We start from the raw sequence: 15,275 nt of genomic DNA, 5'->3' as shown, positions 1-15,275 counted from the left end.
CTAACTCTCCTCTACGGTTTCTCCTCCATCCCACGAAATCGACCTCACCTCCTCTCGTGTGGTACTTGCTTGTACTTTCGATTTTAGTCGCCAATACTTTTCGATTTTTCCACGTTTATGCTCTTCCGCTTCATTGACAATCGATATAAACTCATCCCGCGAATGAGCAACAACCCCGCTATCTTCCGTCTTCCAATCCACGGTAGATATATCGGGGTTGCCGAGAAGTAGCGTATATTGTTGCGTCATGTTAATTTGGTCCGTCGTATTAAATTGGTAGGTGTGCTCCGTTGTCTCTGACGTAAATCCAGAAAGTATAGCGGATTCACATCTATTGTTCAGTGATGATATCTTTCGCACTTTCTCCGGTTCAAGTAAATTGGATTCTAGGATTGCATCTTCAGGCACTGCATCATCGTCAACAATCGCATAGTCGCTCTTAATTCCGCATAGTTCTCCTGACTCGAAATAAATACAATTCGTCTCGTCGTCAACCTCAACATTCTCGCAACCTTTAAGAACTTCTTTAATCTCATCTCCATCGAATAATATTATTTTCATTTCATCCCTACTCACATGTAATTTTGAGGGTACACGCTTCCTCCATCAAAACATAATAATAGTTGCTGGCGTTTGAGGTATAAATACCGATCCCCTTTGCGTCTCCATCACGAAGTCTTTCGCCAAAGCTTTTCGGGAGAGTGACCCACTTTTTGTCGCCCCATTTAAAACTCCCTGCATTCGTTGCGCCGCTCATGCTTGGAGTCCCGGATGCAGATGATCTATCATGCGTACAGAAATAGACAGGACGTGAAGCCGAGTACCCACCTCTGGATTGTCTCCTTGCGTAAAACTTTACGGATGTAATCATCTTTCCCGCTAGTTTCGATCTAATGTCGTTATAGTCGAAGAACCAGCAACCTCTATGCAAACCAGCATCCCCCCAACTGCCTGGATCTCCTTGCGTTACTTCATTCGGGTCCCACGTATTCCACCCCCATTTCGAATCCCAAGAAAGAGAATCTTTTTGAGACCATGTATACGTCACTGGTTGCGGATCATAGGAACCCCCGCCAGAACCATCATCTGCGGAACCTGTTAGCCATATTCTCGCACCACTTGTTGCGTGGATATTTGCTGTTGACCCTGACGGATAGGTACCCCATCCACAAATGGTTCCCGTGTTCGTCGCTCTCGCACCATATCCACCTGATCCGATATTGTTCATAGACGCAATGTGTCCGCCAATAGTCGCATATAAACATCCACTATTCACATCATAGATTTCACAATCACTCACAACAATATTGGCACCTTCAGATGCGATACCATAATCACATTTACCATCGCCTTGAATTTTCGTACGATTAATCGACACCCAATTCGTCATTAGAGTGCGGATAACGGAATACGGCTTGCCGTCATTGGGATGAGTCGACCCTGAATGTGTAAATGTCCCATCGTAGATATAAATTCTGTTTAGACACGATGCTACTCGAAAGTATCCGTACAGGTTCGTTGAGTCGTCTTGAAAATCGAAATCCAGTCTTCCTGGGCCAATGATGTTGTCTAAGACGATTTCTTCATCAACCGTTGTCCCCGATTTGATCCTGAATGTTATTCGTCCTATATTCACCTCTTTTACATTTTCATCGATCGCTTGTTGCAATGACTGATATGCATTTTCCCATGAAGAACCGTCTTTTTCATTAGATCCGGATGACGGGTCTACGTAAATCGTTTTGTCCTCGCTACCCTTTACTACTACATTTTCTCCTGATAATTCACCCACATAGAGTTTTGAGAATCCCTGCTGTTCCGCACTCAATGTCGTTACTATCTCGTTTTTGTCGTCTAGTAAATACAGAACTCCGTTTTGTCCTACACCTTCTATCGTTCCACCAACGTAGAACGTTCCCCCACGAATTCTATCCGAGAGCATCGTACCAGAACGGATAACACTCGCAACAATCCCGTCTCCCGTTAACGCGTCCTCGTACACGAAATCCCCATTCACCTTTTGATTCGAGACCGCAACAATCCCATTGTTCATCAAGATTGATTTCGATGGATTATGATCCAGTGGTTTATCAAGGATATTGATGCCATCATTCGTTGTGACAACCGTACCACCACCTGCGTAAATCTCATTGTTGATAGCATCAAGAGCACCACTCAACCACGAAGTACGTATCGGATCAGTCACGCCTATCTTCTCGCCTACTCTACGTTCAACATCTCGTAGTTTTGCAGAGTCATCCGCCATTTTAGGCAGGAAATTCCCGATAGTCACAACGGTATCCTGCGGCCTATCGAGATGTCGTTCCACTCCTATGACTCTTGCCTCTGCTCGAAGCTCCGGAGCGAATTCACGGTCAATAACGAATACTACGTCGCCCAATCGTATCGCTTCGTGACTGTAGTCTTCGCCATACGCCCGTTCAAGGTCGACCACTGTCGCCGTGTACTCGACAAGTGGCTCTTTACGTTTCTGCAATTCGTCCCATGTCGCCTGCAATAGTTCTTCCGGATCTTCGATATCGCTATCCGTGAACTCACCGAATATGTGTCGGTAGGTTCCGTCTCCATTCGGCATGCCCCAAGCATCCCGCGCATCTGAATCGCCTACCCACGACTGTCCGGTAGGTTTGTCGGTTGGATCTCCGTTGTCAACAGACCACTCGGAATTCTCTAAGGTGACGTAGGTTTCGTTATCGTTTTCGTCCCTATCGGATTTCCCATAGCCATAGAGCGCAGTCACAACTGATTTCGCGTCTACTTTCTTTTCGATCTGCTGCACGTCTTTTCCATACTCGAAACGCTTTCGTACGGAATTGCCGAGTTGACTAACAATATCTACGTAGCGCCCCGTGATTCGGTTATTCGCGATAGTCACACGGAACCGTACTTCACCACCCCAGATTTCAAGGATACGGTTGATCCAACGTATGACGTTTCCACGATAGAATCGGTCATCATGTTCGCCGAGATTGTCTACAGTACCGACTTGCCAACGTGTTCCGGAAAGAATTCGATCCAGCGCGTATTCCGCAGTCCCATTGGAAATCGTAATGTCTTCGACTGGCTCTCCGAGGAGTTCAGACGCTGCGGATTCGCAAATGACTTTTTTCGTCTTAATGGAGTCATGCGTTTCTTGTATGTCCTGAATGATGAAGAGTCGGTATAATCCGTCTAGGTCTCTAAAGCAAACGAAATTCTTTTCGATGACGTATTCCGAGTCTTCGTGAGTAGCGTCAATACTGAATTCCAGTTGCTCAAATTCGTTAATCGATTCACGATGAACCGCGTTGAAAAAGGTACACGACTTGTTCGAGCTATTCGTCAAAACAGCAAGTGCCTTCTCTGTACTTCTATTGATTATCCACAATTTATCCACAGTTTCACCTCCCTTACTTCCAGCGTTCAGTGAAAGAAGCCTCGATACGTGCGACTCCTGACGGCTCAACGATGAATTCGGTTTCTCCCTTCGGTATCGTGAAGAAATCCGAGTCAAGATCCGGCATGTTTAGCGTGCCGTTGTGGGTAACCTTTGCTCTTTCGTTATCGATCACTATTACGTCCCCAACCACAAACTCTTCACCTACTTCCGGCGTGACATAAACATAATGGATTCCGTCACTCACTTTCAAATACGATGCAGATTTTACTATCGACACGGTGAATATCGGTTGAACAGGCGCAGTCCCTTCGACAATCATCGAGGAATCCGTAGCCGAAGCGAGAGCAGAATCGAAAGTTACTTTGTATGTCGTGAAATCGTCTACTTCAAACGATTCTCCGGAATTGTATCCAATGGCAATCTCTTCGTCTGCTCGTGCAATATTCGATATTCGCATATCATCAATGAGGCTATTCCACTGATTCGCTCCATGTTGGTCACACCCGACATAAAGCCGCGTCGCTTCGTAGAAAGAAACACTTTGCGTCAATACCTCGGAATCCATTTCGATTCCATCGACGAACAGAGTTACTTCGGTTCCATTCCATCGTATAGTGATTGCGTGCCAACCGATAGATGGCGCAGAGGAAGACATGACTTCTTCTCCATTGAAATAGATAACATAGTTGCCATCTGTACTTCGATACAGCGACATTCGTGAGTTTCCGTTCAAGTCGATCATGTATCGCTGAACCGGGCTATCTCCCTCTTCATAAACCCAGAACTCTATTGTCCCCTCCGTTTCGTTTAACACTTCATCGGTTTTAACATAGATACATTCGCCATTTCGTGGTGAGCCATACGCTTGCCATCCGGTTGGAAACGGTTTCTTTTCGAGTTGCCATCGAGATACATTTGCCGGAGTCAACGATAGTGTCGATGTCGCAGGTGAAATTCTCGTTTCCTCTTGTTGCGCAATTTTCCAAGCTATGTTGTTCAACGTAGGCGCAACGGCAGTGTCCGAAGTTTCGATAGTGTATCGAAGGTATAGTGATTTTCCACTTAGGTTTTCATTTGGAACTAAAAAAGACGACCCGATGGTCGCTTCTTTGTAATTAGTTCCGTCGATGCTGGTTTCGATTTTGATGTTCGTGTTGGGTTGGACATCCTCTGACCATTCGATAAACGATGATTCGACTTCGCCAATAGATCCGACATCTACCGTTTCAATATCAATTGTCTGTGAAGGTTTGTATCCGGTGAAAAGGTCGTAATCCATTCGATCAATAGACGGGGTTTCGGAAATGTCGGTTGTCGTGAGTGTCCACTTGTAACGGAGATAAGCGTTGGAAAGATCGGTATCCTGGCTGATATCTGGTATCGGATCACTACTAATCACAACTTCCGTGTATTCAGACCAGCTAGATCCTCCATCCAATGAAACCTGTGTTTCTACCTTCGCTGAAGTTCCTGTAGGCTCATCGGAAACAAACCATGTTAATTCTGTTCTAGAAGCCTTCCCAACCTGCGAAATATCTATCGGAGCAGATTCTCTATATCCCGCCGTCTCGTATCCAGAGTATAAAGTGTACTCTGCTCTATATATTCGCGGAGAAAAACAGGAGTCACGGCTTTTCAGAGTGATTCGGAAACAGACTTCAACATTTGAAACGTCATCTCCCTTGGACAACCCGACTATATTGTCCTTGTCAAAGTCTTTCCAACCCTGTTCAGCCCCTCCGATTTTGAGCTGAGACTCCCATGTGATCGTATAATCGTCTGCGGAAAACGGAGCCGGATACGAAGCACCCCAGCCCACTCCTACAGATTCATACGTATCAACTGAACTCACAGAAATGTAGTCAGTCGTCCACTTTCCCTCATATTCGTGGTTTGACGGAGGCGCACCGAGGTCTTCTCCGAACGCGATATAGGTTGGTCCAATATCGAAGTCACCATATCCATCAGGACCATCGATATAAAATTGAATTTGATTCACCTTCGAGTCTCCTTTCCACCAACCTCCGCTAACCTCAACTCCATCAACATACTTTGTCATGGAACTAGAACTATGGCATATAATCCGGTGCCATACCCATTCTCCAGAAGTACTTGGTAGTTTTACTTTTATATAGTCGATGTCATCCTCAATAACAACGTACGCATCCGTATTATCGCGACACCGGACACGGAAATCCATGGTCACTGGAAAAACAGTTTGATCTAACAGCTCCATTCCAAAGTTACCCGAAACCCCTGACCCTCCATCAATGATCTCAACATAATTCGTTTTTTGCGTCACGGTACCTCCGTATCCCTGACCCGCAATCTGCCAAGTGTCGGTATAGTCCTCCATTTTCTCTTCTACGTCCCAGGATGGAAGATTCGATAGAACTAGATTTCCATTTTCCGAGGTTGTGTCGACTAATGTATTCGATGAGTCAGCCCACTCCGAATCCGTACCATTTATTAACCGTAAATCCTCGCCTGTCTTCGCCAATTCAAGATAGTCATTATCGGCTTCCACCGTATTAACATGAGTCCCTGACTGCCAACCCTGATCGACATAACCCTCAAAATCGACCCCTTCTTTTTCGAGTGTCGCGTTAATCTCATAAACCTCTGTGTGTTCGATTTTCGCAGATCCGTCAACGATTGATAGCGAATATTCCTCTCCAACATCAACCGCCACCTCTTCGTTACTCGGCAAACTAGCCGTAGTCAAAAGGTTCTCCGTCCCTTCCTCGATAAGAACCGCCTTTCCGAACTTTCCGTCTTTGTACACCGGATAGTTTTCTGTGACCTCCGTTCCATCTTCGCGATAGCGAATCCCTTGCCTCACGAAAACAGCGTCCGGATTCGCTATTGGCTGCGTTTTCACCTCCCCAAACGCATGTGGATCGGCGCAATAGAACTGAATCGAAAACTCTCCGTACGTTCCCACTCTATCGAGAGTCGGAGTGTCGTTTACCACGGCGTAGTATGTTTTGTCGGCTTCGGTATTAAAAACAAGCGGAGCGGGTTCGTCAACATCAAGCCATTCCGCAATCAAGCGAATTCTGTGTTCGAAATCTGTTTCGCCTATGAGGGCACAATGAAGCGTGAATATCCTAGCTCCCTTTTCGGCCCCGTAGTATAACGTCCCCGCTCTCGCAGGAACTTCGATGGTTTGGAGTTGGCGTGGCGGCAACACCTGCGAATCGGTTTTAGTGACAGTTAAATTATGCTCATCCGAATGAACTCCGTTAAAAGTAAATGACAAAATACCGCCTCCTCTCTATGTCAAGTCATATAGCCTTTCGATCTAAGCGTGCTTGTTTTCTGGTTGTATAAGAAGCTATGCGAAGTCTGGCCAATTTGCCTTCCATCGAGAATTACCGGAAGGTTTATTGTTATTTCTTGATCTCCGATACTGGAAACGCCACTAACCTCAACGTTTCCGAAACTCGCTTCCATATCGTTGATCCATCGAAACAACTTCGCCTGGTCTTGTTGCGTCAGCACCATTTCTCCACCTAGTAGAGTCGCGTTGACTTCTCCGATTCCAGGAACAACGGACGAGGGTGTCCCCGTATGGTATGTCGGAATTAATCCGCCTTGGTGACGTACGAGATTTTCATAAATAGAACGGACAACGGAAACAGCTTTTGTCGCGGGTTTTGTGAGCCAATCATGTAGGTCCTTCGCAACACTTACCGCATCCCAAATAGATGATGTTTTTACTGTTTTGGTGATGCTTCTCGATATATCCTTATTCAAATCACGCGCCTTTCCTTGACCTGATTCAATATCTTTACTCGACATAGGCTTTTTCGTGGATTTGGAAATGTCTTTATTTAAATTAGCCGCTTTCTGGTTACCTTTATCCACATCGCTTGTGTCTACGGGCTTCTTCGTCTTCTGATTGGCTTTTGAGTTTAATTCATCTGTTTTCTTCTTTCCGTCGTCAATATCCGAAGTATCGACTGGTTTTTTCGTTTCTTCATTCAATTTATCGTTCAATGTACGAGCATAATTTGTTCCCTCATTGATTTCTTTATTTACTTCTAACTGTGCACCTGCAGTTTCGTTTATCGATTCCTTTATACCTTGTAAAATCGAATTTTGTTCTTCGTAACTTTCAATTTGTTCTTGGAGTAGTTTATCGTTCTCAAAATGACCCGTCTTCTGTTCTTTCAACGATTGAATGAGGTCCTTGTTTTTCTCTATCTCCTTATCAATACCTTCTAACCCTTTACCCGCTTCAATATTAATACCGTTCTGCGCCAACAACAGATCCGCCATTTGCTGCTTTGCTATTTCATGTTTCGCTATCTTTTCATTTAAATTACCTACATCCTCTTTTGATGCCTCAACCTTTTCAAACGTTGCATCCCGTTCTTCCTTTGCTTTTTCAATCAACTTATCATAATGATCTAAACGTTGTTTCGCGTACCAGTCATTTTCTTTATCTCCATCTAACAATCGATCTTGATATACCTTCCTTTTAACATATAAATCGTTAATATGACTTGTCTGTCCCTCATGTTGCTGTCGGAGCACCGTCATTTCACTTTCTTTTTGCTTTATCTGCTCCATCCAATCCGCATACTCGTGTGCACCTTCCGAGAGCTTCTGCATGAGTTCCATCTTCAACATTTCCTGTTGTTGGTAGTTCATATCCCACATTTTATCCGTTGTTTCTACAACTTCGTTTCCGAACTCCGAAACAGCTTTTTCAGCATTTGGAAACGCCTCGATCAGCTCGCCGTTCAGACGAACCATCGTATTCAGTTCGTCATTCGACAACCCCGACTTCTCTCGCAGCCCTTCCATCTCTTCTTTTATCTCTGCGACTTTCTCCTCGCTATTTGTCTGCGCTAATTCCTCTTGTAAGTCGATATATCTACCGAATTCCTCCGTAGTCAATCGGCTTTTCGATTTCAGTTCCTCGAAGGAACCAATGAGCTGATCGTTCGCCTGTGTCTGCTTTAACCCAGCTTGAACCTGTTCCATTGAAACCTCTACTTGACGCTCTTGTTGCATGATGTATCCGGTCATCACCGCTGCAATAGCCGAAATCCCTGCGATAATCCAACCCGCTGGACCCATGCTTGCGTATAGCGCTGCCACCGCAACACGCAGTCGAAGGAAAGCCGTAGAGACGAGAGCAACTGTACTCGCTACGCCAGCCATCGCGAGACCCATCGCCACTGATCCGCTATCTAATTTCCCGAATAACCGAACGACATCTGTAGCTGCATCGACGATGACGGTAAAATACGGAAGGAATTCGTTTCCTATCGATATTCCGAGACCTTCCAACGCCGACTGGAACTTCTTAAAGGAACCGAGCATATTGTCGCCCATGGTATCCGCCATCTTTTGAGCCGCACCATCGCTGTTCTCTAGTCCTTCGGCATATTCGGCGAGAGCATCTGGTCCTTTGTTAATGACGTTTATAAAACCCGATGCCGCTTCTGTACCTACGAGTTGCGCGAGTGTTGACGTTTTCTGTTTCTCCGTCATGCCTTCGAGTCTGTTAGCGATGTGCCCGATTAACTCTGGCATCGGCTTCATTTCGCCATTGGTTCCGGTGATCGATATTTCGAGTTCGTCCATCAAATCCTTTGCTTCCTGAGACGGATTCACGAGTGATAGCAACGATTGACGGAGCGAGGTGCCCGCCTGGGACCCCTGAATTCCCGCTGACGACATTGCAGCAATCGCAGAAGCAGTTTCCTCGACACTCCATCCAAGCTGTGACGCAATCGGAGCGACATACTTCATCGCATCCCCAAGCTGATCGATATTCGTATTACTACTCGAAACCGTCGAAGCCATGACGTCAACAAGGTGTCCCGTTTGATCCGCCGACATTCCGAAGCCAGTAAGAATATTCGAAGTAATATCCGCAGCAGTACCTAGATCAATTGCGCCAGATTTTGCGAGATTCAAAACGCCAGGCATTGCGGCAATGATTTCCGTAGTATCGAAGCCAGCCATCGCAAGATACTCCATACCACTCGCCGCTTCACTCGCGGAAAATGACGTAGTTTCGCCGAGCTGACGTGCTGCATCTTCGAGTTTTTTGAACTGAGATTCGTTAGCACCGGAAATGGCTTTGACACGAGACATTGCTTGCTCGAATGTCGCCGCTACTGCCGTTGATCCGCCTATGCCGATTGCCACTGCTCCGCCGACTGCGAGTGCCGCTTTTTCGACTAAACCGAACGATCTTTTCATCTTCGTTCCGTATGTCGTCGTGTCATTCATGTTTTGCTTGGCGCGGTTCAATTCTGTATTGAACTGATCCGCTTCCAACAGCATTTTCGCTTTGATTGTACCTGCATTCGCTATTTCCCTTCACCCCGCTTTCCTCGAAGCTGACCATATAAAACGTGAAGAGAGTCCATTTTTTCGCGACTAAACTTTACATTCTGTGTCTCAATTTCTTTCTTTAAGCCTGACTGGAGTTCCATCTCCGTTATAAACCGCTTCCGATCCTCGTTCTTCAAGTGAGGAAGCATCTCCAACATCGCATCTTCCATAGCCGTTCTTGCCTTCTGCCTGCGCTTGGCTTCCAAGACTTTTGGCAAATCGATCATGTAATACTCGGTTTCTATGACGTTCTGACTCACACCGAGTTCCACCGATATCTCGATAAGCCAATCGTCTACTGTTCGCTTTTCTCCATCTGTACTTTCGGCAGAAGGCTCATTACGTTTTTTACTGTTCGCGAGAGGTTATTGTGTCGTTCCATCGCGATGAAATACGCTACAAGTTCGTCAAGTCCAGCGTTTTCAGATAGATACTCCTCTTCAATGCCGCTTAAAATGGATGTCACCGCTATCACTTCGTCTAACGCCAACTCAAGTGCCGCTACGAGATGCGCATGTACCTCGTGTTCTGGTGCTCGTATGACTTGTAACAACAACCCAGGAAGGCGTTCAACGACACGAATAATCTCCTTAAACTTCTTCGCGGTGACCTTCGTTACTCTGACTTCCTTTTCGCCAATCGTACAAATATCTGATGGAGTCATGGCGCTTTTGGCTTTGTCAATCTGACGCTCTTTCACTGCCTTAAACATCTCGAACATCCAATCACCTCGCTAATGGAATATAAAAAGGCGAGCTTTCGCCCGCCATTCATTAATATCTATGCTGTCGCTGTTTCGTCTCCCAGGATAAAGAGCTGGTTGCCGTTATCTTTGTCTACATAAGCCTTAAAAGTCACGTTGTAAATCCGAACATTATCGCTGTCATACGTGGATTCAATATCCGCCATGGGTGCTGCAAGTGGAATAGTGATGTAATCGTTAACTGTCGAATTCGGATCAGTCGGTTTGATGACGAGTTTATCCGCCAATGTCATCACATTAAACCCGGCGTTCGCTTTTACGATAAGCTTCTTCTTTTGTGCATCCGCAGAGTCTGTCACCAGCTCCGAGTCTGGCATAACCTGTGAAATCCGCTCTAAGTCATACTCGGCAAGCGGGATTTTCACTTGTGCAGCACGCCCTTTTAAGATCGTTTTAACCGGTGTATCTCCGTATTGATCCACGGTAATGTCCTGCACCGAAGTCTCAACAGAAAAAACAACGCCTCCCTTCGTGATATCGAAGACGATAGGCTCTGTAGACCCAAACTCAACAATCGCTGGACCTATGGGAACATCAATATAGTTAGTCGCCATTACGTTCTCACTCCTTCTCAATTTTCGGTTTTACTATCGCTCTGAAATTCATAGAGTAAATTGGTCTACTGTTCTCGTCGTTCCCAATGAAAAAGGGAGCCGATCCCATCGCCACAATTTGCACGATGTGATCGCTCCCTATATCGACATGCTTTTGATTCACGAGAGATTCGAATATCTCGTAAGCCTTTTCTTCTGTTCCTCCTGCGTCCGTCTCCGCTCCCCGCACGAGTACCTGAAAGTGCGGTACTCTCTTCCCTATCCATTCGTCTGTTCCTTCGCCTGAATAGATTCGGACTATCGCGCAATCATCTATCGAATTCTCCGGAAAGCGATTCGGATAGTATACGTAGGAGACTCGACCCTTAATAAAGTTAATTAATTCGAGTGTACGCAATCCCTCCGTCACCTCCCTTCGCTATAGACTCAATGCACGTTCCATCGCATCCTTCCACCACTTTGCATACTTGTTTTGCTCTCCGTACAAAGGACGCGAAAGGTATTTGTTGCCGACAGAATATCCGTCAGTACCACCTGCGGAAGACGATTGTGGTCCTAGATTATAATCATACTCGTGCGTCCAAAGAGCGTAATTGAAACCTCTTTCGGATGCTGAAAACGACACCTCGCCCGTAATTACGTCTCCCTTCGTCTTAACCTTTTTCTGAGAAGACCTCCGCAATTGACCTGTGTCAATCGGCGCAACATTGACCGCGATTCTCTCTAAATCGTCCACTGACGCTTGAACCGCTGTCGTCCCCGCCACTTCGATCTTCGCTGGAATCAACGCAGTCTTCGCGAAGAAATCCGATGCATCAAATTCGACTTTCGCCATTATAGCCTCACCCTCGTAAACAAAGGCTTCCCGCCGAAATCTCGAATGACATCAATTCTTTTCGGCGAGCCTTCGGTCGTTATTCCGAGTTCATTCGTATACGCAAAGTTGTCCCCATATCCAACGTCTACGAGCTTATAAAGAAGAACCGTTAACGAGGCGACAACTTCGTCTCCCCGCGAGTCCGTTACGATTTCCGACCCTTCCTTAACGCGACAAGCGTACTCAACCGGATCGGCAGGTATCGGATTTCCCCATTCGTCCAACTCTCCGGAGCTTTTCGTTATGGTGACGGTTTGCTTCAAAGGAACCAACGACATTTATATCACCGTCCAAGTGGACCGCCGTGAAGCTCCGGAATCATGCGCGATGATTTTCTTAACTTCCGGCGCGATATCGTCAGTGCCTGCGCCTTTCGTCAAAACGGAGACGCCTTCAACCGATACTTGAAGAACACCTAGTTCCGCCTTTTGAATGGCATCATCTTTCCGGAGCATCCATAGTGCCTGCTCGTAGACAGCTTCGACAGGCATTCGGTTGTCTTCGTCATCGATGTCGTATGAAGACGAGTAGTAGCGATAGAGGATTCGTTCAGCGTTGTTAAGTGCTTTCTGACGTTTCGTATCGTCTACTTCGTCCCACGCGTCAGAGTGCAAGACTTCTACATCGAAGTACGCTTTCGCATCCGTCAGGCTTACTGCTGTCGCCATATGCGCCCCTCCCTACTTAGCGGATGAACGCTTGGTTTTCTTTTTCGTGGACTTCGACTTATCTTCTTTCTTTTCTTCCGGTTTCTCTTCGTCTTCTTTCGGCGTTTCAGACGGCTCGGATTCTCCTATTGGTTCTACCGTTTCCTGTTCCGTTTGTTTTGGCGCTGATTCGGATGGCTCTACTTTTTCGAAGGGTTCCGTTTGTTTTGATTCTACTTTAGAAACGTCAATGCGCTTCATCCACGTAGGACAAAGCGCATCTAGTGCCGCGATTTCTTCTTTGTCTTCGGTTACATAGTCACCGTGATAATCGAACTGAATGCGGCCATTCTTACCTAGGACAGTGTAATTCGGATGTGCTTTATATTTCGCCATACAATCCCTCCTACGATACAGTCGTGCTAATGTTCTCGATAATCGCGATCTTCTCGTTTGCATTCTTCACTTTGATGCCATACTCCCCGCGAATCTGTCGAGAAACGTAGTCAGCGCCTGGGATTGTAGCATCTTCATCGTACATTGGGCGAAGTGGGTGCATAGACAATATATTTCGGTCAAATAGCGCCACTTTATTTTTTGGGAAGTTCGGATCTACGACCACCGTCGCTACGTTCCCGCCGACAATGTCGGAGACGAACGTAGAAATTCGATGCCCTGTCGCTGTGTCTTGGCGTTCTGTCCGAATGCTATCGCCTGCTAATTTAGAAATTTGACGCGCTCCTGCCGTATTGGTAAGAATCGTATTTACACTACCTCCTCGTTGGTAAACGGCTTCCATTACGCCATTCAATAGAGACGCAGACAACTCTCCGCTACTCGCATTTTCTTTTTTCGCGCCATTGGCATTTGCGAAATAGAGCAAACCACCAGTTGTACGCGGAATGCCTGACGTATTCATGCGACGTCCATAAATCAACCAATCGTTAAACTCACGCGTTGCTTCCTGTAATCGAAGCTCGACTTGGTAGTTCAATTCATTAGAAACGTTATGCGTCCGCACCGCTTGTTGCGTTTTGGATACCGCAGCGTAGCGCTCGATAATCTGCGCATAGTTATAATCGACATAACGGTCGTGACTTTCGTCAGTGCCGGGATTTTCTCCCTCGTACTGTGGACGAGAGACGATCCGCAATTCTGCCCCATCTGCTAAGTCTGCCGCCGTCGTACCATCGAATCCACGTGCTACCGTAATTTGATCGCCGTTCACCGCAGTCACACGCATGTATTCCTCGCCTGCCACCACAATCGCATTCACACGTAACTTTTCACCGTCCGTCGCGGGTAAATCGATTACCGTATCCCCTGCCGTTTTCGCACCAGACACACTCGATAGATTCGAGTTCAAACGGTCGCTCATCCATTCATACTTCGTGTTGTAAATCGCCTCGTCGTTCATCCCTACTAGTCCTAATAACGTCGGAGCGTCATTGATGATCATTTCGATACCAGCGTCTAGCTGACGTACCTGATCTTGAAAGTCATATGTTTTAAGCATTTACCTTACCTCCGTTTTTGAATTTAAAAATAGCCGCATATTCGGTCGACTACTTGAGCAATCCTTTAATTTTGTTGGATATCTCGATAACCTTACTGAAATCCCCTTTCTTCTGCGCCTCGTCAAGCTGCGCTTGCAACGTCTTCGCATCTCCATTTGAAGGCGGATTCGAGGGACTGCCGATTTCCTTCGGTTGCTTTTTCTCTCCGACAAGATACGGTTTGTTCTCGATTAGCGACTTGATTACGTCATCTACACCGCTTACACCGTCATCGCCCAATTCAACATTAGACAGGTCAGCGAGTTTATACGCATCATCAATGTACTGGATGTTATTCGCTTGCGCCGCTTTAATGAACTCGTTTTGAATCCGTTGTTTGCGATTGGACTGGCGCAACCCTTCGAGTTCTTTTTCGAACTGCTCCTTCGCTTTTTGTGCCTCGTCTAAATCCTTCTGCAATCGCTCCTGTTCCGACAGTTTTTCGCGCTCTAGCTTTTGCTTCTCCTTCGATAGTTGGTCATGTTCACCCAAGATTCCTTTCAGTTTCCCAACGTCGTCTATTCCTAGCTCCTTAAATACGCTCTTAAATTCCTTAAGGCTATCGTTCACCTCCTTAAAACGATCATAGGGAATCGTCTTCTCCTCTTGCTTTTTCGGTTCCGACGGCGGATCTTCGGTATTTGGCGCCCCCGCAGGCGTTTCCGTCGGATCTCCCGTTGGTTCCGCAAACATCTGTAGATTCATCGGTAATTTTCGTTTTTTCGTCATTAATCGTATACCTCCATTTTTATGTTCGAGTTTTACGCGCAACGCCGCGATCTATTGCGGCTTTTATCGTCTTCCGCCAGGACACTGCTTATAGTAAAATATTTTCATTTCCACCTCATCTCTCACCTTATTTTATAGTGAAATTTGTATTATACTTTTCCATAATGGATCAGGAAGGAAGAAGTTCAATGCTATATAACAAAAAACAAAACCAGAGTTTAGAGAATTCATTTGACCAGTTTATAGATTTCCTTTACACCTTGATAACCCGATTCTTAATTTTCCTTTTAATACTACTTCTAGTGAGTACAGCCTTCTATTTAATCGACTGGTGGCTACCTCTGTCTTTTATAAATTAAAAGGTAGGAGTATCGGATTGCTAATGACAC

General features: G+C 46.0%; 14 protein-coding genes. All 14 read right to left on the bottom strand.

What is annotated here, in order from left to right:
* The 14 genes from NXZ84_RS01865 to NXZ84_RS01800 all read right to left on the bottom strand — a co-directional run bounded on the left by NXZ84_RS01865 (window position 1) and on the right by NXZ84_RS01800 (window position 14,886).
* Window positions 1-561: a DUF4376 domain-containing protein gene (locus NXZ84_RS01865; RefSeq protein ID WP_258838601.1), complete on the bottom strand. Its 561-nt coding sequence runs from the start codon at window positions 559-561 to the stop codon at window positions 1-3.
* 7 nt (window positions 562-568) lie between these two features.
* Entirely contained in the window at window positions 569-3,397 is a 2,829-nt protein-coding gene (locus tag NXZ84_RS01860; RefSeq protein WP_258838600.1) for a phage tail protein, read from the bottom strand.
* Between the two features lie 13 nt (window positions 3,398-3,410).
* Window positions 3,411-6,662 (bottom strand): distal tail protein Dit, encoded by a 3,252-nt coding sequence (locus NXZ84_RS01855; RefSeq protein WP_258838599.1) that lies wholly within the window; start codon window positions 6,660-6,662, stop codon window positions 3,411-3,413.
* A 20-nt stretch (window positions 6,663-6,682) separates the two neighbouring features.
* The gene (locus NXZ84_RS01850) at window positions 6,683-9,625 is read right to left on the bottom strand and encodes a phage tail tape measure protein (RefSeq protein WP_258840304.1); all 2,943 of its coding nucleotides are present in this window, start codon (window positions 9,623-9,625) and stop codon (window positions 6,683-6,685) included.
* Between the two features lie 110 nt (window positions 9,626-9,735).
* Entirely contained in the window at window positions 9,736-10,020 is a 285-nt protein-coding gene (locus NXZ84_RS01845; protein ID WP_258838598.1) for a hypothetical protein, read from the bottom strand.
* 35 nt (window positions 10,021-10,055) lie between these two features.
* The gene (locus tag NXZ84_RS01840) at window positions 10,056-10,481 is read right to left on the bottom strand and encodes a hypothetical protein (protein ID WP_258838597.1); all 426 of its coding nucleotides are present in this window, start codon (window positions 10,479-10,481) and stop codon (window positions 10,056-10,058) included.
* 59 nt (window positions 10,482-10,540) lie between these two features.
* Window positions 10,541-11,098, bottom strand: a complete 558-nt coding sequence (locus tag NXZ84_RS01835; protein WP_309495456.1) for a hypothetical protein — start codon at window positions 11,096-11,098, stop codon at window positions 10,541-10,543.
* Complete coding sequence (locus NXZ84_RS01830) at window positions 11,085-11,474, bottom strand: minor capsid protein (protein WP_258838596.1); 390 nt, start codon at window positions 11,472-11,474, stop codon at window positions 11,085-11,087. Before NXZ84_RS01830 ends, NXZ84_RS01835 begins: the two co-directional genes overlap by 14 nt.
* Window positions 11,475-11,495: 21 nt before the next feature.
* Window positions 11,496-11,912 carry a hypothetical protein gene (locus NXZ84_RS01825; RefSeq protein ID WP_258838595.1) on the bottom strand — a complete coding sequence of 139 codons (417 nt, stop codon included), beginning with the start codon at window positions 11,910-11,912 and terminating at the stop codon, window positions 11,496-11,498.
* On the bottom strand, window positions 11,912-12,232 hold the full coding sequence (locus tag NXZ84_RS01820; RefSeq protein WP_258838594.1) for a hypothetical protein: 321 nt from the start codon (window positions 12,230-12,232) through the stop codon (window positions 11,912-11,914). The genes NXZ84_RS01825 and NXZ84_RS01820 overlap by 1 nt, the downstream gene beginning before the upstream one ends.
* Window positions 12,233-12,622, bottom strand: a complete 390-nt coding sequence (locus NXZ84_RS01815; protein ID WP_258838593.1) for a hypothetical protein — start codon at window positions 12,620-12,622, stop codon at window positions 12,233-12,235.
* Window positions 12,623-12,634: 12 nt separating this feature from the next.
* Window positions 12,635-12,997 carry a hypothetical protein gene (locus NXZ84_RS01810; RefSeq protein WP_258838592.1) on the bottom strand — a complete coding sequence of 121 codons (363 nt, stop codon included), beginning with the start codon at window positions 12,995-12,997 and terminating at the stop codon, window positions 12,635-12,637.
* Between the two features lie 10 nt (window positions 12,998-13,007).
* Window positions 13,008-14,117 carry a DUF5309 domain-containing protein gene (locus NXZ84_RS01805; RefSeq protein WP_258838591.1) on the bottom strand — a complete coding sequence of 370 codons (1,110 nt, stop codon included), beginning with the start codon at window positions 14,115-14,117 and terminating at the stop codon, window positions 13,008-13,010.
* A gap of 49 nt (window positions 14,118-14,166) precedes the next feature.
* Window positions 14,167-14,886, bottom strand: coding sequence for a phage scaffolding protein (locus NXZ84_RS01800; protein ID WP_258838590.1), 720 nt, complete (start codon window positions 14,884-14,886; stop codon window positions 14,167-14,169).
* Window positions 14,887-15,275 lie beyond the last annotated feature (389 nt).

The sequence above is a fragment of the Mechercharimyces sp. CAU 1602 genome, from assembly GCF_024753565.1.
Taxonomy (GTDB): domain Bacteria; phylum Bacillota; class Bacilli; order Thermoactinomycetales; family JANTPT01; genus Mechercharimyces.
The sequence above is the reverse complement of the archived record's forward strand: the minus strand, read 5'-3'. Positions and strand labels throughout refer to the sequence as shown.